Annotated in this window: 13 protein-coding genes; 6 read left to right on the top strand and 7 right to left on the bottom strand. The window is 69.2% G+C overall.

All coding sequences use genetic code 11. From position 1 onward, the window contains the following. The first annotated feature begins 454 nt into the window (after positions 1-454). From N7640_RS14915 to N7640_RS14890, 6 genes are all read left to right on the top strand, one after another. Entirely contained in the window at positions 455-1,171 is a 717-nt protein-coding gene (locus tag N7640_RS14915; RefSeq protein WP_279902708.1) for an SIMPL domain-containing protein, read from the top strand. 254 nt (positions 1,172-1,425) lie between these two features. Beyond that, positions 1,426-3,012, top strand: a complete 1,587-nt coding sequence (locus N7640_RS14910; RefSeq protein WP_279902709.1) for an ABC transporter substrate-binding protein — start codon at positions 1,426-1,428, stop codon at positions 3,010-3,012. Positions 3,013-3,193: 181 nt separating this feature from the next. Next, a complete protein-coding gene (locus N7640_RS14905; protein ID WP_279902710.1) occupies positions 3,194-4,204 on the top strand; it encodes an ABC transporter permease subunit in 1,011 nt (336 codons plus the stop codon). Positions 4,205-4,315: 111 nt separating this feature from the next. After that, positions 4,316-5,227 carry an ABC transporter permease subunit gene (locus tag N7640_RS14900; RefSeq protein ID WP_279902711.1) on the top strand — a complete coding sequence of 304 codons (912 nt, stop codon included), beginning with the start codon at positions 4,316-4,318 and terminating at the stop codon, positions 5,225-5,227. 99 nt (positions 5,228-5,326) lie between these two features. Continuing rightward, on the top strand, positions 5,327-6,301 hold the full coding sequence (locus N7640_RS14895; RefSeq protein WP_279902712.1) for an ABC transporter ATP-binding protein: 975 nt from the start codon (positions 5,327-5,329) through the stop codon (positions 6,299-6,301). Beyond that, entirely contained in the window at positions 6,301-7,272 is a 972-nt protein-coding gene (locus N7640_RS14890; RefSeq protein WP_279902713.1) for an ABC transporter ATP-binding protein, read from the top strand. Before N7640_RS14895 ends, N7640_RS14890 begins: the two co-directional genes overlap by 1 nt. A gap of 7 nt (positions 7,273-7,279) precedes the next feature. Here N7640_RS14890 and N7640_RS14885 read toward each other — a convergent pair whose 3' ends face one another. The 7 genes from N7640_RS14885 to N7640_RS14855 form a co-directional block, all read right to left on the bottom strand. Continuing rightward, positions 7,280-8,197 carry a biotin-dependent carboxyltransferase family protein gene (locus N7640_RS14885; protein WP_279902714.1) on the bottom strand — a complete coding sequence of 306 codons (918 nt, stop codon included), beginning with the start codon at positions 8,195-8,197 and terminating at the stop codon, positions 7,280-7,282. Continuing rightward, on the bottom strand, positions 8,194-8,868 hold the full coding sequence (gene pxpB, locus N7640_RS14880) for a 5-oxoprolinase subunit PxpB (RefSeq protein WP_279902715.1): 675 nt from the start codon (positions 8,866-8,868) through the stop codon (positions 8,194-8,196). The genes N7640_RS14885 and pxpB overlap by 4 nt, the downstream gene beginning before the upstream one ends. Next, positions 8,865-9,611, bottom strand: a complete 747-nt coding sequence (locus N7640_RS14875) for a LamB/YcsF family protein (RefSeq protein WP_279902716.1) — start codon at positions 9,609-9,611, stop codon at positions 8,865-8,867. The genes pxpB and N7640_RS14875 overlap by 4 nt, the downstream gene beginning before the upstream one ends. A 56-nt stretch (positions 9,612-9,667) precedes the next feature. After that, positions 9,668-12,229 carry a sulfite reductase flavoprotein subunit alpha gene (locus tag N7640_RS14870; RefSeq protein ID WP_279902717.1) on the bottom strand — a complete coding sequence of 854 codons (2,562 nt, stop codon included), beginning with the start codon at positions 12,227-12,229 and terminating at the stop codon, positions 9,668-9,670. 305 nt (positions 12,230-12,534) lie between these two features. Beyond that, a complete protein-coding gene (locus N7640_RS14865) occupies positions 12,535-14,760 on the bottom strand; it encodes a catecholate siderophore receptor Fiu (RefSeq protein WP_279902718.1) in 2,226 nt (741 codons plus the stop codon). A 374-nt stretch (positions 14,761-15,134) separates the two neighbouring features. Beyond that, positions 15,135-16,298: a type III PLP-dependent enzyme gene (locus tag N7640_RS14860; protein WP_220812045.1), complete on the bottom strand. Its 1,164-nt coding sequence runs from the start codon at positions 16,296-16,298 to the stop codon at positions 15,135-15,137. A gap of 674 nt (positions 16,299-16,972) precedes the next feature. Beyond that, positions 16,973-18,916 (bottom strand): TonB-dependent receptor, encoded by a 1,944-nt coding sequence (locus N7640_RS14855; protein WP_279902719.1) that lies wholly within the window; start codon positions 18,914-18,916, stop codon positions 16,973-16,975. Between the last annotated feature and the right edge of the window lie 38 nt (positions 18,917-18,954).

Below are 18,954 nucleotides of genomic sequence, written 5' to 3'. Positions count from 1 at the left end.
TGAGCCCGAAAAGACCATCCGAAGGTGGCCAGAAATGTACCGAATACTTCAGCGCACGCCCATGTTATGCAGGGCCTGGGGGCTGTAGTCGTAGACACGCTTCTCCTGGTTGTTCATGCCCAGGGCCAGGTAGCGGGATCTGGAAGCGGAGCTGGAGCAACGCCTGCACCAGGCCCAGGGCGCCCTGCTGGAAGGCCTGGCCCTGGGCCGGCGCATGGGCATGGCCGGGATGGAGTGGCACCCTCGGACCCAGGCCTGGCTGGGCGGGCTGCTCCGAATCGCCCTCGACGGTGCAAGCGGTGTTCAGGGCCAAGGAGCTGAGCCTGATCGGCTGACGTCGCGCGCGGGTGGCGGCTGGGCGAGCGGAAGAATATCGTCATGGGCGAACCGCCCTTGACCCGAATAGTCTGAAACCTTCGTCAAACCCCAGGACAATCACCCGCAAGGAGTTCCCATGCCCGCATTCAACCGCTTCGCCGCCCCGCTCGCCCTCGGCCTGAGCGCCGCCTTCGCCAGCCTGCCGGCCATGGCCGACGAGCCGCGCTACAACCAGGTATCCCTGCGCGCCGAGGTGAGCCAGGAAGTGGCCCACGACCGCATGTACGTGACCCTCTACACCGAGGCGCAGAGCGACGACCCGGCGGAGCTGGCCGCCGGCGTGACCAAGACCCTGAACGCCGCCCTCGACAAGGCGCGCAAGGTCCAGGGCGTCAAGGTCAGCCTGGGCAGCCGGCAGAGCTACCCGGTGTACGAGAAGGAAGGCAGCAAGATCAGCGCCTGGCGCGAGCGCGCCGAGCTGCGCCTGGAAAGCGCCGAGTTCGCCCGCCTGTCCCAGCTCTCCGCCGACCTGCTGGGCGAGCTGAAGATGGCCGACATGAGCTTCGCCGTCGCCGAGGACACCCGCAAATCCAGCGAGGACGGCCTGATCAAGAGCGCCGTGGAGGCCTTCAAGGCGCGCGCCCAGCTGGCCACCGAGGCGGTCGGCGGCAAGGGCTACAAGCTGGTCAGCCTGAACCTCAACAGCGGCGGCTTCCAGCCGATCATGCCGATGCGGGCGATGGCGATGGACAGCGGCAGCTTCAGCAAGAGCGAGGCCGCACCGCAGATCGAGGCCGGCACCAGCCGGGTGAGCATGAGCGCCGATGGGGTGATCGAGGTGCAACTGCCCTAGGTTCTGCACGAAAAGTCGTCGAGCGAAGGTCAGGCAAGGCCTGACCCGAGGAATGCTCTGAAACCGTCGTCATTCCCGCGCAGGCGGGAACCCAGAGGCCCGCAGCGCCTGGGCTCCCGCTTGCGCGGGAGTGACAGAGGGAGGCTTTTTCAGAGCTCGCGAGGTCGCAAGCAGTCTTTACAGGACCATCGCCCTGGCCAGCGGGTAAACTCCGTGCAGACGCAAGAGCCCGCTCACCCACAGAAGGATCGCTGATGCGCACTCTCCTGCTGCTCCTGGCCCTGGGCGCCGGCCTGCCGGCGTTCGCCCAGCAGTCCCTGGTGGTCTGCTCCGAGGCCAGCCCGGAAGGCTTCGACATCGTCCAGTACACCGCCGCCACCACCGCCGACGCCTCGGCGGAGACGGTGTACGAGCGCCTCGTCCAGTTCGCCCCCGGCAGCACCCGCATCGTCCCGGCCCTGGCCGAGAGCTGGGAGGTCGGCGAGGACGGCCTGACCTACACCTTCAACCTGCGCCGGGGCGTGAAATTCCACGAAACGCCCTGGTTCAAGCCGAGCCGCGAATTCAACGCCGACGACGTGCTGTGGAGCTTCCAGCGCCAGCGCGACCAGGACCACCCCTGGCACGCCCTGTCGCCACGCGGCTTCCCCTACTTCGAGGCCATGGGCTTCGCCGAGCTGATCGAGCGCATCGAGGCCCTCGACGAGCACCGCGTGCGCTTCACCCTGAAGCACCCGGAGGCGCCCTTCCTGGCCGACCTGGCCATGGGCTTCACCTCCATCTATTCCGCCGAGTACGCCGGGCAGCTGCTGGCAGCGAAGACCCCCGGCAAGCTCAACAGCCATCCGGTGGGCACCGGTCCCTTCGTGTTCGAGCGCTACGCCAAGGACGCCCAGGTGCGCTTCGCCGGCAACCCGCACTACTGGGGCGGCAAGCCGCCGCTGGAACGCCTGCTGCTGGCCATCACGCCCGATCCCAACACGCGCATCCAGCAGCTCAAGGCCGGCGCCTGCCAGGTCGCCGTGTTCCCCCGCCCCAGTGACGTGCCGGCCCTGCGCGAGAACAAGGACCTGCAGGTGCTGGAACTGGATTCGCTGCTGACCGCCTACGTCGCCCTCAACACCCGCCGCCCGCCGCTGGACGACGTGCGCGTGCGCCAGGCCATCAACCTGGCCTTCGACCGCCAGGCCTACCTGCGCGCCCAGTACGGCGAGGGCAACGCCAGCCTGGCGGCGGCGCCCTACCCGGCCACCCTGCTCGGCTATGACGAGCGCCTGCAGCCCTGGCCCAAGGACGTGGAGCGCGCCCGCAAGCTGATGGCCGAGGCCGGCCACGAGCAGGGGCTGAAGCTGTCGATCTGGACTCGCCCCGGCGGCGGGTCGACCAATCCCAACCCGGGCATCGGCGCGCAGATGCTGCAGGCCGACTTGGCCACCATCGGCATCCAGGCCGAGATCCGCGTGTTCGAGTGGGGCGAGCTGATCAAGCGCGCCAAGAACGGCGAGCACGACCTGGTGTTCATGGGCTGGGCCGGCGACAACGGCGACCCGGACAACTTCCTCACCCCGAACCTGTCCTGCGCCGCCGCCGAGAGCGGCGAGAACCAGGCCGGCTGGTGTCACAAGGAATTCGACCTGCTGGTGCGCGAGGCGCGCCGCGTGGCCGACCCCGACCGCCGCGCGGCGCTGTACCGCGAGGCGCTGGCGATCTTCCACGACCAGGCGCCGTGGATCGCCCTCGCCCACCCCAGGCAGTTCGCCGTGCTGCGCAAGGACGTCGAAGGCTTCGTGCTCAGCCCGCTGGGCTCCAACAACTTCGCCCATGTGCGGCGCAAGCAATGACTCTCCCCTCTCCCTTTGGGAGAGGGGCCGGGGGTGAGGGTATTCCAGGCGGCTCCGAACTGCTTATGACCCCCTCACCCCAACCCTTTCCCAAAGGGAGAGGGAGAAAAGCCCGCCCCCCGACCCTTTCGCGGGCCGGGCGCGAAAGCCACCACCTGACGACCCGGAGTACCACCACGCCATGCTGTCCTTCATCGCCCGGCGCCTGGGGCTGCTGATACCGACCTTCTTCGGCGTCACCCTGCTGACCTTCGCGCTGATCCGCCTGATTCCCGGCGACCCGGTGGAGGTGATGATGGGCGAGCGCCGGGTCGATCCCGCGGCGCATGCCGAGGCCATGCAGCGCCTGGGCCTGGACAAGCCGCTGCCGGCCCAGTACCTGGACTACATCGGCCAGCTGGCCCAAGGCGACCTGGGCGAGTCGCTGCGCACCCGCGAGGGCGTGTGGAGCGAATTCCTCACCCTGTTCCCGGCGACCCTGGAACTGGCCCTGGCCGCCCTGCTGTTCGCCGGCACCCTGGGGGTGGCCGCAGGCGTGATCGCCGCGCTCAAGCGCGGCTCGCTGTTCGACCACGGGGTGATGGGCATCTCGCTGACCGGCTACTCCATGCCGATCTTCTGGTGGGGCCTGCTGCTGATCATGTTCTTCTCGGTGTACCTGGGCTGGACGCCGGTGTCCGGGCGCCTCGACCTGCTCTACGACGTCGAGCCGGTCACCGGCTTCATGCTGATCGACAGCCTGCTCTCGGACGAGGAAGGCGCGTTCGGCGATGCCCTGATGCACCTGATCCTGCCCGCAGTGGTGCTGGGCACCATCCCCCTGGCGGTGATCGCCCGCATGACCCGCTCGGCCATGCTCGAAGTGCTGCGCGAGGACTACATCCGCACCGCCAGGGCCACGGGCCTGTCGCCGGCCCGCGTGGTGTTCGTCCACGGCCTGCGCAACGCGCTGATCCCGGTGCTGACCGTGTTCGGCCTGCAGGTCGGCAGCCTGCTGGGCGGCGCCGTGCTGACCGAGACCATCTTCTCCTGGCCGGGCATCGGCAAGTGGCTGATCGAGGCCATCGGCGCCCGCGACTACCCGGTGGTGCAGAACGGCATCCTGCTGATCGCCTGCCTGGTGATCCTGGTGAACTTCGTCGTGGACATCCTCTACGGCCTGGTCAACCCACGCATCCGCCACCAGCGATGAGAAATCCCGGATGAACATGCAGCACCTTTTCTTGTGGGAGCGGCCTTGGCCGCGAACAGAGTCGACACCAAAGCTTCGCGGCCAAGGCCGCTCCTGCATGAAGGCCGTGCGATGACTGCCAGCACCACGCCATCCGCCGCCGACCCAGCACTGCTCTACCCTTCGCCGCTGAAGGAGTTCTGGCAGGCGTTCTCGCGCAACAAGGGCGCCGTGTTCGGCCTCGGCTTCATGCTGCTGATCCTGTTCTGCGCGCTGTTCGCCCCCTGGGTGGCGCCCTTCGCCCCCGGCGAGCAGTTCCGCGACGCCCTGCTCACCCCGCCGGCCTGGCTGGAGGGCGGGCAGGCGCGCTTCCTGCTCGGCACCGACGAACTGGGCCGCGACCTGCTCTCGCGGCTGATCCACGGGGCCCGCCTGTCGCTGCTGATCGGCCTGGCCTCGGTGCTGCTGTCGCTGATTCCCGGCATCCTCCTCGGCCTCACCGCCGGCTTCTTCCCGCGCCTGCTCGGCCCCTCGATCATGCGCCTGATGGACATCATGCTGGCCCTGCCCGCGCTGCTGCTGGCGGTGGCCATCGTCGCCATCCTCGGCCCGGGGCTGGTCAACACGGTGATCGCCATCGCCATCGTCTCGCTGCCGTCCTACGTGCGCCTGACCCGCGCCGCGGTGCTGGGCGAGCTGAACCGCGACTACGTCACCGCCGCCAGGCTGGCCGGCGCCGGGCTGCCGCGCCTGATGTTCGTCACCGTGCTGCCCAACTGCATGGCGCCGCTGATCGTGCAGGCCACCCTGAGCTTCTCGTCGGCCATCCTCGACGCCGCCGCGCTGGGTTTCCTCGGCCTCGGCGTGCAGCCGCCGACGCCCGAGTGGGGCACCATGCTGGCCTCGGCCCGCGACTACATCGAGCGCGCCTGGTGGGTGGTCACCCTGCCGGGGCTGACCATCCTGCTCAGCGTGCTGGCGATCAACCTGATGGGCGACGGGCTGCGCGACGCGCTCGACCCGAAGCTCAAGAATGCCGTCTGAGGAGGCCCGCGTGCACGACGTCGATTCGGTGCGCACGGCGCACCCTACCCCACCCCGTAGGGTGCGCTGTGCGCACCGTCCCCACACGAAGGCCGACTCATGAGCCTGCTGGAAATCCGCAACCTGTCCGTGCGCTTCGGCGGCGCCGACGCCGTGCCGGTGGTGGACGGCCTGGACCTGTCCGTGGAGCGGGGCGAGGTGCTGGCCATCGTCGGCGAGTCCGGCTCCGGCAAGTCGGTGACCATGATGGCGCTGATGGGCCTGGTCGACGCCCCCGGCATCGTCCGCGCCGACCGCCTGCGCTTCGACGGCCACGACATGCTCGCCCTCAAGGGCCGGCAGCGGCGCAAGGTGGTCGGCAAGGACCTGGCCATGGTGTTCCAGGACCCGATGACGGCGCTCAACCCCAGCTACACAATCGGCTTCCAGATCGAGGAGGTGCTGCGCCAGCACCTCGGGCTGCGGGGCAAAGCCGCCCGTGCCCGTGCCCTGCAACTGCTGGAGCGGGTCGAGATTCCCGCCGCCGCCAGCCGGCTCGACGCCTACCCGCACCAGCTCTCCGGCGGCATGAGCCAGCGTGTGGCGATCGCCATGGCCATCGCCGCCGAGCCGCGGCTGCTGATCGCCGACGAACCGACCACGGCGCTGGACGTGACCATCCAGGCGCAGATCATGGCCCTGCTGCTCGACCTGCAGCTCAGCGAGGGCATGGGCCTGGTGCTGATCACCCACGACCTGGCGGTGGTCGCCGAGACCGCCCAGCGCGTCTGCGTGATGTACGCCGGGCAGGCGGTGGAGATCGGCCGGGTGCCGGCGCTGTTCGACGCCCCGACCCACCCCTACACCGAGGCGCTGCTGCAGGCCATTCCCGAGCACAACCTGGGCGCGGAACGCCTGGCCACCCTGCCCGGCATCGTGCCCGGCCGCTACGATCGCCCCGACGGCTGCCTGCTGTCGCCGCGCTGCCCCTACGCCCAGCCGCGCTGCCACGAACAGCGCCCGGCGCTGGAGCCCCACGCCCGCGGCGCGGTGCGCTGCTTCTACCCCCTCAACCTGTCCGCGGAGATGGCCTGATGAGCGTCGTACTCGAGGCCCGCGAGCTGACCCGCCACTACGAGGTGTCGCGCGGGCTGTTCCGGCCCACCGCGCTGGTGCGGGCGCTCAACGGAGTGTCCTTCGCCCTGACCGCCGGCAGGACCCTGGCGGTGGTCGGCGAGTCGGGCTGCGGCAAGTCGACCCTGGCCCGCGCCCTGACCCTGATCGAGGAGCCCAGCGCCGGCAGCCTGCGTATCGCCGGCCAGGAAGTGACCGGCGCCGACAAGGCCCGGCGCCGGCAACTGCGGCGCGACGTGCAGATGGTGTTCCAGAACCCCTACGCCTCGCTCAACCCGCGGCAGAAGATCGGCGACCAGCTGGCCGAGCCGCTGGCGATCAACACCCCGCTGTCCCGCGCCGAGCGCCGCGAGCGGGTACAGGCGATGATGCAGCAGGTCGGCCTGCGCCCTGAGCACTACCAGCGCTACCCGCACATGTTCTCCGGCGGCCAGCGCCAGCGCATCGCCCTGGCCCGGGCGATGATGCTGAACCCCAGGGTACTGGTGGCGGACGAGCCGACCTCGGCCCTGGACGTGTCGATCCAGGCCCAGGTGCTCAACCTGTTCATGGACCTGCAGGACCAGTTCGGCACCGGCTACGTGTTCATCTCCCACAACCTGGCGGTGGTGCGGCACATGGCCGACGACCTGCTGGTGATGTACCTCGGTCGCGCCGTCGAGACAGGCCCGGCCGGGCCTGTCTACGAACGGCCGCTGCACCCCTACACCCGCGCCCTGCTCTCGGCCACCCCGACCCTTCGCCCGAAACCGGACCACCCGCGGATCGCCATCGCCGGCGAACTGCCCAACCCGCTGGACCCGCCGCCCGGCTGTGCCTTCCACAAGCGCTGCCCCCACGCCACCGAGCGCTGCCAGGTGGAAGTGCCGGAGCTGCGCCCGGTCGACGGCCGCCAGGTGGCCTGCCACCACGCCGAGGACATCGCCTCCTGAGAGCCGGTCAGCGACCGAAGAAGCGATAGAAGTCGCGCAGCTCCGCCTGGGCCTCGGCGAGGTCGCCGCGGACGAAGCGCAGCGGGCCGTTGGGCGGGCGCTGGGCCAGGCGCCACAGGTCGCGGGGGTAGAGCCAGCCGAGGACCGGGTAGCCGCCCATGGTCTGGCGGTCGGCCTGCAAGATGATCGGCTGGCCGTCCGGCGGCACCTGGATGGCGCCGCGGCTCACGCCCTGGGACCACTGGCGGAGCGGCGGCGCCAGGGCCTCGCCCAGCAGGCGCGCGCCCATCCGGTCCGAACGCGGCGAGAGGCGCCAGGTGTGGGCGAAGAAGGCTTCCAGCTGCTCGGCGGCGAAGTTCGCCGCGTCGCCGCCGAGCAGCATCACGCGCAAGGGCGCCTCGGCATCCGGTCGGTAGACCCAGGGCACGCTGGCGGCGTGCGAGCGGACAGCGGTGGCGCAGGCCAGCAGGTCACCCTCGCGCAGGGCGTCGCCCCGGCCGTCCAGGCCACCGAGGCCCTCCCGCGCCTGGGTGGCGACGCTGCCCAGCACCGGGTCGGCGGCGAAGCCACCGGCCGCCGCCAGGTACAGGCGCTGGCCGCGGCGGGCGAAACCGATGCGCAGGCGCTGGCCGGGCTGCACGGCGAAGCGCGACCAGGCCGGCAGCGGCGCGCCGTCCAGCTCGGCCGGTGCATCGGCGCCGGTCAGCGCCAGCCAGGTGGCGACGCGGCACTCCAGCTCCACGTCGCCCAGCGCGATTTCCAGCAGCGGTGTGCCCCAGGCATTGTCCAGCAGGCGGTTGGCCCAGGCCGCCGCCTGCCAGTCCACGGGGCCGGCCGGCGACACGCCCAGGTGCTGCCAGCCGAAGCGACCGCCATCCTGCAGCAGGCTCAGCGGCCCCGGCCTGAGCACCCGCAGCCCGCTCACGCCCCGCACGCCCGCCGGTAGGCGGTCTCGTCGATCGGCTCGAAACGCACCCGGTCGCCCGGCGCCAGCGGACAGGGCGGCACCTGGGCGGCGTCGAACAGCGGCGTCGGGCACAGCCCGATCAAGTGCCAGCCGCCCGGGGATGCCTGCGGATACACCGCCGTCTGCCGCTCGGCGATGGCCAGGCTGCCGGCCGGCACCCGGGTACGGGGCGTGGCTAGGCGCGGCAGGGCCAGGCGCGGGTCCAGCCCGCCCAGGTAGGCGAAGCCGGGCGCGAAGCCAATGGCGCCCACCCGGTATTCGGCGCCGGCGTGCAACTCGATCACCCGCTCGACGGAGAGCCCGCAGGCGCGGGCCACCTCGGCCAGGTCCTCGCCCGCATACCAGACCGGCAGACGGTGCAGCCGCCCGCCCTCGGCAGCGGCCGGCTCGGCCAGCCAGGCCTCCAGCAGCGGCGCGACGCGCTCGCTCAGTTGCCGATGGTCGGTGCGCAACAGGTCGTAGTGCAGCAGCAGGTCGGTCCAGCCCGGCACCAGGTCGATCACCAGCCCGCCCAGTTCGCAGCGGATGCGTTCGGCCAGGCGGGCGATGCGCGGAGGCAGGAGCGGGTCAGGCCGCTCGGCCAGCACCAGCAGCAAAGCCTCGGCGCCGACCGGTTCGCAGCGGATCACAGGCCGTCCAGCCGGGCGCGCAGCCTGCGCAGCACGGCCAGCGACTCGGCGTTGTCGCCATGCACGCAGAGGCTGTCGGCGCGCAACCGCAGGGGCGCGCCGTCGATGTCCGGGAACGGCGCGCCGGCTGCGATGGCCAGGGCCTGGTCGAGAATCCGCTGGGGGTCGTGGTGCACCGCGCCGGACAGGCGGCGCGGCGCCAGCTGGCCGTCGGCCAGGTAGGCGCGGTCGGCGAAGGCCTCGAACAGCAGCGGCACCCCGGCAGCATCAGCCATGCGCCGCTCGCGGGCGTTGTCGGCCAGGGCCAGGGTCATCAGCGGCAGGCCGCGCCGGTAGTCGGCGCAGGCCCGCAGCACCGCCGCGAACTGGGCATCGTCGCGCACCAGGTCGTTGTACAGCGCGCCGTGCGGCTTGACGTAGGCGACCTCGGCACCGGCGCCGCGGCAGAAGGCGTCCAGCGCGCCGAGCTGGTACAGCACCAGCGCCGTGACTTCCTCCGGCGAACAGCTCAGGTGGCGGCGGCCGAAGCCCTGCAGGTCGGGGTAGGAAGGATGGGCGCCGATGGCCACGCCGTGCTGCACGGCCAGGGCCACGCTGCGCTGCATGATCAGTGGATCGCCGGCGTGGAAGCCGCAGGCCAGGTTGGCCTGGTCCACCAGCGGCATGGCGTGGGCGTCGTCGCCCATGCGCCAGGCGCCGTAGCTTTCACCCATGTCGCAGTTGAGCAGGATTGGTCGGGTCATGGGCCGAGCTTAAAGCCCCGCCCCCGCGACGGGAAGCGTCGCGGGGGACGGCGGCGTCAGTAGACGTCGCGGCGGTAGCGGCCTTCCTCGACCAGCGCCTGCACCGCGTCGGCGCCGAGCAGATCGTGCAGCACCGCGTCGACGCCGCCGGCCATGCCTTCCAGGCTGCCGCAGACGTACAGCGCGGCGCCGTCGGCCAGCCACTGGCGCAGTGTGTCGCCGTGCTGGCGCAGCAGGTCCTGCACGTAGACCTTCCCGGCCTGGTCGCGGGAGAAGGCCAGGTCGAGGCGCTGCAGCTCGCCACCCGCCAGCGCCGCGTCGAGTTCCGCGCCGCAGTAGTAGTCGTGGGCGCGGTTGCGCTCGCCGAACAGCAGCCAGTTGCGCGTCTGGCCGGCGAGAATGCGTGCGCGCAGCAGCGAGCGCAGGCCGGCCAGCCCGGTGCCGTTGCCGATCAGGATCAGCGGGCGGTCGTCGTCCGGCAGGTGGAAGCCACTGTTGCGGCGCAGCCGCGCCAGCACCTGGCCGCCCTCGGCGACGTATTCGGTGAGCCAGCCGGAGCCCAGCCCCAGGCTGCCGTCGCTGCGCCGCTCCTGGCGCACGATCAGCTCCAGCACGCCGTCGCTGGGCACGGAAGCGATGGAGTATTCCCGCGAGCCGAGCGGCACCAGGGCCTCGACCATCGCCTGGGCGTGCAGGCCGACCAGATGGGCGAAGCTCTCCGGCAACTGCCGGCCGGCCAGCGCCTCGGCCAGGCTCATGGCGAGGCCATCGATCTCGACCGGAACGGCGCCGTCCAGCTGATGGCTCTGCAGCCATTCGGCGACCCTGGCCTGCGGGTGGCGCGGCAGGATTTCCAGGATGTCGCCCGCCTTCCAGTCGCGCTGTGCCGGCGGCGCCAGACCGAGCAGGTAGGTCGGCGCGCCCTGGCTGCCCGGGTTGAGCAGCTCGCGGCGGTCCAGGGCCCAGCCGTCCCAGGGTGTCTCCGTGATCGTCAGCGGCGCCGCGCCGGTCAATTCGCCGAGCTGCTGTTGCCACTGCTGCAGCGCCAGGCTGTCGTTGCCGTCCACTTCGACCGAGTCGAACAGGCGGTGCGCGCCCTGGCGCGAGAGCCAGTCGCCGAGGCGGCGGGCGAAGCCGCAGAACTGCTGGTACTGGCGGTCGCCCAGGGCCAGTACCGCGTAGCTCAGCTGCTCCAGTGCCAGCGAGCCGTCGAGCACCTTGCGCTCGAAGCCGCGGGCGCTGTCCGGCGCCTCGCCGTCGCCAAAGGTGCTGACCACGAACAGCGCGCGCGTCGCCTGGCGCAGGCTGGCTTCATCCAGCTTCGCCAGGGGTTCGACCCGCACCGCCAGGCCGGCGGCCTGCAACTGGCCGGCGGTCTGCCAGGCGAGCTGTTCGGCGAAACCGCTCTGGCTGGCGAAACCGACCAGCCAGCCCTCGCCGCCCGCCGCCCCGCCCAGGGCGCCACGCGCCGCCCTGACCGCGCGCTTCTTGCGCCGGCGGTCGAGGTAGAGCAGCCAGCCGGTGACGAAGAACACCGGCATGGCGGCGCTCGCCAGCATCATCAGGATGCGTCCCGGCAGGCCGAAGTATTCACCGACGTGCAGGGCATAGACGCTGGCCAGCAGCTGGGCCTTGAAGCTCTTGTCGGTGAACAGCTCGTGGCGGGACACCTTGCCGCTGACCGGGTCGAGCTGGATCTGGTTAGACGCGCGCGGGTGCTGGGCGTCGTCCAGCAGGTAGGAGACGCTGATCGGCTGGCCCCCGGCCGGCGGCAGGCGCAGGTTCCAGGCCACCATGCCCGGGCCCGCGGTCTGCCGGACGCTCTGCCACACCGCGTCGTAGTCGACCACCAGCGGCGGCCCGGTGGGCGCCTCGGCGCCGCGTCCGCCCTGGCGCTGGCCACGGCCTTCGCCGCGCTGGCCCTCGCCGCGCTGCTGGCCGGACGGCGCGTCCGACAGCAGGCTGTTGAGGCCCGCGCGATACCAGTCGTAGGACCAGAACAGGCCGGTCAGCGCCGCGCAGAGGTAGAACAGCAGCACCCAGGTGCCGGCCACGGCGTGCAGGTCCCAGTTGAAGGCGCGGCCCTTCTTGGCCCAGTCGAAGGTCAGCCAGGTCCGCCAGCTCAGCGCCTTGCGCGGCCAGCGCAGATAGAGGCCGGACAGGCAGAAGAAGATCAGCGCCAGGGTGCTCGCGCCGGTCAGCTGCTTGCCCGTGTCGCCCATGGCGAGCCAGCGGTGCAGTTGCAGGACGAAGCGGAAGAAGCCCTGGCCGGAGGGCTCGCCGAGCAGTTCGCCGGTGTAGGGATCGAAGAAGCGCATCGGTCCGCGGCGCTCGCCCGGCGGCGGGGTGAAGAACACCCGCGCGGCGCTGCCGCTGTCGTTCTCCACCCACAGCCCGGACACCTTGTCGCCGCTGGCGGCCTCGATCTTCGCCACCAGCTCGCCGGGCGCCAGGGTGCCGCCCTCGCGCACCTCCACCTTCAGGGTGTCGGGGTTGAGGGCGCGCATGATCTCGCCCTCGAAGCTGTAGAGCGCGCCGGTCACCCCCATGATGGCGAGCACCAGACCGGCACTGATGCCGAGGAACCAGTGCAGCTGGAAAAGGACTTTCTTGAACACGATGAATACCTTGGACAACGGGCCGGGGCCCTTGGGTGGCGCAATTCTAGATAGGAAGCATTTCCAACTGGGCCGTGTTTACCCAGTCTTTACCTTGGCGATGTCCCGTTGGCACGCGGCACTTCCGTAGGAGCGAGCTCTGCTCGCGAAGCTTTGCCCACAAATGTTCGCGAGCAGAGCTCGCTCCTACAGGCAGCACATCGAGGGGACATTCCCGCGCGCCCTCCCGGATTGCATCCGGGCTACGGATTCCTCTGAATGCAAGAAGCCCGCGCAGGGCGCGGGCTTCAGCTTGCGGGGCGGGGTCAGAACGCCAGTTCGGTGGTGAACATCGCCGAGCGGGGTTGGCCGTAGCGGACGCGGGAGCCGCCGTTGTTGACGTCGAAGTAGTCCTCGTCGAACAGGTTGTAGACGTTCAGGCGCAGGTTGACGTTCTCGGTCAGCTGGTAGGCGGCCATGGCGTCGGCCACCCAGTACGACGGCACGTAGGCCAGCGAGGTGGTGGCGGCGTTGACGGCCGTGCCCGAGGTGATCAGGCGCTTCTGCTCGTCGATGTAGCGGGCGCCGCCGCCGAGGGTGAGCTTGCCCAGGGTGTAGGTGGTCCACAGGGTGCCGGTCCACTCGGGCGACCAGCGCACGCCGGTGGTCTCGGTGACCACGCCGCTGGTGGCGTTCACGCTCTGCTGGTCGAGCTGCTTGGTCTTCATGTGGGCCACGCCGGCGGTGATCTGCCAGTTGTCGGTGATCTGGCCGACCACGCCCAGTTCCACGCCGTCGACCCGGGTCTTGCCTTCCTGGACGCTCTGCAGGGTGATCTCGTCCTGGGTGACCTGGTTTTCGTTCTCGGTGCGGTAGGCCGCCAGGGTCAGGCTCAGCTGCTCGTCGAGCAGGTCCCATTTGGTGCCCAGCTCGACGTGACGGGTTTCCTGCGGGTCGGCCGAGGGGTTGTTGATGTTGCCGGCCGCGGAGCTGATGGTGAAGCTGTTGCCCGGCGGGGTCTGCGAGTCGGCGTAGGACAGGTAGATGCTGCCGTTGGGCAGCGGCTTGAAGACCACGCCGGCGTTCCAGGTCAGCAGCTGGTCGGAGACTTTCAGCTTGGCCACGGTGCCGTCGACGGCGCGGGTCTTGTAGTCGGTCTCGTAGTCTTCGTAGCGCAGGCCGCCGTTGACCGACCACTGCTCGTTCAGGTGCAGGGTGTCGAACACGTAGAGGGCCGCCGAGGTGGTCTCGCCAGCGTTGCGGGCGCCGGTCTTGAACGGCGAAGCCATCGGGTCGTGGGGGTTGGGGTCGTACAGGTTGGCCGCGGCGCTGGTCAGGCCGGTGACGGCGCCCGAGCGGGTCAGCTGCTCTTCCTTGCTGAACTCGATACCGGCGGACAGCGCGTTGCGCAGGCCGAAGGTGTCGAACTCGGTGGTCAGGTTGGTCTGGTTGGCGAGCACGTCGTTGGCCTGGTCGGCGTACTGGCGCGAGCGGGTGACGGTCCAGGTGCTGCGGTCGGCGGTGGCCGGCGCGGCGATGCTGAAGGCGCCGGTCAGCACGCGCTCGATGCTGGAGCGGCCCCAGCGCGACAGGTTGCGCACGGTAGTGACGTCGTTCAGGTCATGTTCGAGCTTGAGGGTGAACATGTCCGCCTGGGCGTCCTCGTAGTCGCTCGGCGAGCCGTAGAAGTTCTCCCGGTCGACCTTGGGCGCGGCGTCGAGCAGCGGGTTGGCGTTGTAGTAGCCGTCCATGCCGATGGCCGGGATGCCGCCGTCCGGCACGTTCTCCTGGCGCAGATGGTAGGAGTACAGGTAGACGCGGGTGTCGCCGTCGAGGCCGAAGGCGATGGAGGGCGCGATGCCGAAGTTGGTGTTCTCCACGTAGTCGCGCTCGTCGACGCCGCCATCGCGGCGCGCCAGGTTCAGGCGCACGGCGGAGCCGTCGCCGATCCGCTGGTTGATGTCGGCGGTGACGGCCTTCTTGTCGGCGGTGCCGTAGCCGAGGGTGCCGTTGATGCTGTTCTCCAGCGACGGAAGCTTGGACACCATGTTGATGTAGCCGGAGGCCGAGCCACGACCGCTGTCGGTGCCGGACGGGCCCTTGACCACTTCGACCTGCTCGGTGTTGAACACGTCGCGGGTGATCGCGCCCAGGTCGCGCACGCCGTCGACGAAGGTGGAGTTCTGGGTGGAGAAGCCGCGCATCATGAAGGTGTCGCCGAGGGCGGTGTTGCCGTTCTCGCCCATCTGCAGGGTGATGCCGGGGGTGTTGCGCAATGCTTCCACCAGGGTGGTGGCGCCCTGTTCGCGCATCACTTCCTTATTGATGACCTGGATGGTCTTGGGCGTGTCGAGCAGGGGCTCGGTCATCTTGGCGTTGGCGCTCTTGGTGACGCGGTACTGGCCCTCGGCCTTCGAGGTGATGCTGGTGGCCGGCAGGTTGATGTCCTTCACTTCCTCGGCCTGAACGCTCAGGCTCATGGCCGGTACCGCGGCGACTACCAGTGCTGCCAGTTGTCTGTTGTTCCGATGCTTACGGCTGCGAATCGTCATTTCATCCCTCCCCATTTATAAGAAGCCAATCGGGTCCCGGTGGGTCCCGCGGCATGCAAGGCGACGGAATGCTAATTACTTGCATTAAGCACAACAATACATTTACGAAATATTTACAGTCGCGACACAATCTCATTAACACTCGATCGTTCCAGCAGCCGTGAAAGGACTCGCCGGATAGGCGCCAAAGCCGCGTCACGCCTGGGCCGGGGCAAGATTCGCCAGGCAACCGGAAGCCCCGCCCCGAACGGACGGCCTGTGTAAAGGAAAGTGTTAGGAATGCGTGCTGGAAGACGCCCTTGCGGCGCCCGACGCGGAGAAAGGCGGCACCGCGAGCGCCCCGTTCGGGGCGACTCGCGGACTGCCGGGGTCACTCAGAGATAGAAGGCCTTCAGCGGCGGGAAGCCGTTGAATTCCACCGCGCTGTAGCTGGTGGTGTAGGCGCCGGTGGACAGCCAGTACAGGCGGTCGCCGCTGGAGAGGTTGAGCGGCAGGCCGTACTTGTAGTTCTCGTACATGATGTCGGCGCTGTCGCAGGTCGGGCCGGCGATGATCACTTCTTCCATCTCGCCCTTGCGCTCGGTCCAGATCGGGAACTTGATGGCCTCGTCCATGGTTTCGATCAGGCCGCTGAACTTGCCCACGTCGGTGTACACCCAACGCTCGACCGCGGTGCGCGACTTGCGGGCGATCAGCACCACTTCCGAGACCAGGAAGCCGGCGTTGGCGATCAGCGAACGCCCCGGCTCGAGGATGATCTCCGGCAGTTCGTCGCCGAAGTCTTCCTTGAGGAAGCGGGTGATCTCCTCGGCGTAGGTCTCCAGGTCGTTGGTGCGCTGGATGTAGTTGGCCGGGAAGCCGCCGCCCATGTTGATCATCTGCAGGGTGATGCCGTCCTCTTCCTTGAGGCGCTCGAAGATCACCTTGACCTTGGCGATGGCGGCGTCCCACACGTCGATGTCGCGCTGCTGCGAGCCGACGTGGAAGGAGATGCCGTAGGGCACCAGGCCCAGCTGCTTGGCCAGGATCAGCAGGTCCAGGGCCATGTCCGGGTTGCAGCCGAACTTGCGCGACAGCGGCCAGTCGGCCGAGGTGGAACCCTCGGTGAGGATGCGCACGTAGATCTTCGAGCCCGGCGCGGCCTTGGCGATGTTGCGCAGGTCCGCCTCCGAGTCGGTGGCGAACAGGCGCACGCCCTTCTCGAAGAAGTAGCGGATGTCACGGGCCTTCTTGATGGTGTTGCCGTAGCTGATGCGCTCCGGGCCGACGCCGGCGCTCATGACCTTGTCCAGCTCGTAGATCGAGGCGATGTCGAAATTGGAACCCTTGTCGCGCAGCAGCTCGGTGATCTCGATGGCCGGGTTGGCCTTCACCGCGTAGTAGATCTTGGCGAAGGGGAAGCAGGACACCAGCTGATCGTAGGAATTGGCGATGGTCTGCTTGTCGATCACCACGAAGGGGGTTTCCTGGTGATCGGCGAACGCCTTCATGCGCTTGAAGGTTTCGGGTGCGAAATAGTCTTCGACCTTGATCGACATGCTCGGGACTCCAAATGGCAAAACGTTATCGGAAAGAGGGAGTGGCTCTGTTTTTCGAGCCGCGAACGCCTGATCAGTTTCCCCACTTTGGTTCGCCTACTTCCCAAGGCATGTCGCCGAGTCGCCGCAGTCGCAGCACCGGAGGCGCTCGCAGAATCATCATGGCCAGGCGCTTCGCCGCAGGCAGTAGACCGGCTACGGCAAGGCGGAGCAACAACGCCAGGGTGGTTCTGCAAGAGCCTCCGACTCTCTCGTCGTCAGTACTTGAGCCGGATGGATCGTTTCCAGCATGAGCGTTCGGGCGCGAACTTTAGGACCAAGATTCCGTGTTAGCAATCAAAAGTTGCCGCCGTTTTGCACCCGGTTGTCGCGTGTGTGAATGATTGTTTTCGATACGCAACGAAGCGTCAGAAATGCTGCACAAAAAAGCCCGCCGAGCGGGGCTCGGCGGGCCTTTAGCGCTATACACCCACCAAAGGTGGCGGACTGCTTCGTAGGGTGCGCCGTGCGCACCTTCGGCCGGCAACTCCGCGTAGCCCGGATGAAATCCGGGATTGCGCGACACCTCTGCTCGGCCTCCTGACGGGGACTCAGGTTCCGAGCTGCCTGATGGCTTTTCCTAGTGCTACGCGGACCGGGCTCCACTCCTATTAGCGAGTGGCCCGCTTCCTGGATCAGATGCGCCAGGCTACCCCCAGGCGCAGCTCGCGCCCCGGTTCGTTGGAGCCGCGCACGCCCTCGTAGTCGGGGATGTGCTCGAAGTCCTCGTTGCTGGCGTGGTCCAGGTATTCCTTGTCGAACAGGTTCTTCAGGGTCAGCGTCAGAGTCAGGCGGTCGTCGCCCAGGGCCAGCCACTCGGCGTACAGGTCATGCACGCCGTAGCCGGGCTTCTCCACGGTGCCGACGCCGGTGTGCAGCGCGTCGATGGATTCGACGAAGCGGCCCTGCCAGCCGAACGACAGGGTGTCGCTGGCGCGGTAGTCGGCGAAGGCGGTCCAGGTGTCGCCCAGGCTGGTGCCAAGGCCGTTGTACTCGTAGACGTTGAGGCGCTCGCCGTCCACCCGGGCGTCGTTGTGGTGGTAGCTCAGCCCCAGGCTCAGGCGCTGCCAGTGGTAGGCGCCCTGCAGCAGCACGCCCTTGCTCTTCAGGTCGCCGACGTTGACGTACAGGTTGGGCCTGCCCAGCGGGTCGGCGATGGCGTCCTCGATGCGGGTGACGTAGCCCTTGGCGGACAGTTCCAGGCCGCCGTCGCGGTACTCGAAGCCCAGCTCGGAGGTCCGCGCCTTCTCGGCCTTGAGGCGCGGGTCGTTGCCGGACGAATCCAGCTTGAACGCGTCGCGCACCTGCGGGCCGCGCAGGGCGTGGGCGTGGCCGGCGAGCAGGGCCAGTTCCGGGGTCAGCTCGTAGCGCAGGCTGAGGTTGGGGCTGACGCCCTCCTCGTCGAAGCGCTGGCCGTCGCGGTCGTCCAGCTTGTAGCGGTCGTAGCGCAGGCCGGCGCCGAGCAGCAGGCGCTCGGTGACCTGGTAGGCGTCCTGCAGGTAGAAGCCGGTGACACTGCCGTCCTCACCGTCCAGCGAGCGGTCGCCGGCCGGGCCGAGGGTGCCGCGGTCGTCGCGGTAGTCGACGCCGTAGGTCAGGCTGTGGGCGCCGATGTGGCTGGTGTTGCGCAGGTCGAAGCCGTCGCTGCGGGTGCTGCCGTAGTACAGGCCCCAGCGGCCGTCCTGCTGCAGCTCGGTCTCGGTGTGGTAGGCGGTCAGCTCGACGTCCAGCAGCGGATTGTCCTGGGGCCGGAAGCCGTAGTTGAGGGTCCAGGTCTCACGCTCGGTGCGCAGCGGATAGAGCGGGTTGAAGCCGCTGACGATCCACTGCGGACGCTGGGTGCGCTCGCCCTCGTCGTGGCGCTCCTCGTAGCTCAGGCGCAGGGTCTGCGCCTCGCTCAGCTTGCCGACCAGCTTGGCGTAGCCGAGCTTCTGCCGGGCGCCGGTGCCGAGCACGTCGTGGTTGCCGCCGTCCTCGTAGTCGTTCTGGTCCTGATAGCTGGCCAGGGCCAGGGCGGACCAGTCCTCGCTGAAGCGGCCGAACACGCTGGCGCTGGTCTTGTAGCCCTCGCCGTTGCTGAAATAGCCGCCCTTGAGCAGCGCGCCGGCCTGCTCACCCTCGCGCAGCAGGTCGTCCGGGTCCTTGGTCACGAAGCGGATGGCGCCGCCCAGGGCGCCGGGACCGGCGGTGGCGTCGCCGGTGCCGGCCTGCACCTCGGCGCGCTTGAGCAGCTCCGGCTCGATGCCGATGCGGCCGGTGTGGTGGAAGGTCTGCCCGGCCTGCTGGGCGCCGTCGATGCTGATGTTCAGCATCGTGTCCTCGATGCCGCGCAGGTACAGCTTCTGCGCCACGCCGGCGCCGCCACCGACCGAGATTTCGGGGTTGGACTCGAACACGTCCTGCAGGTCGTTGGCCTGGAAGCGCTCCAGCTGCTCGGCCTCGACCGTCTCGGCGCGGTCGGTCTGGCCGGTGACGGCGGTGGCGGCCAGCTCCAGCGCCGGGTCTGTGGCGGCCTGGGCCATGCCGGCGGCGAGCACGGCGCTGGCCAGCAGGGAGAGGCGGAAGGGGCGGTACGGCATGGGGTTACCCTCGGCTTCGATGTGAATATTTCTCAACT

The organism is Pseudomonas sp. GD04015, assembly GCF_029837675.1.
In the GTDB taxonomy this organism is placed as follows: Bacteria; Pseudomonadota; Gammaproteobacteria; order Pseudomonadales; family Pseudomonadaceae; genus Aquipseudomonas; species Aquipseudomonas paralcaligenes.
Note: the sequence above shows the minus strand (reverse complement) of the source record. Positions and strands in the feature narration are given on the sequence as shown.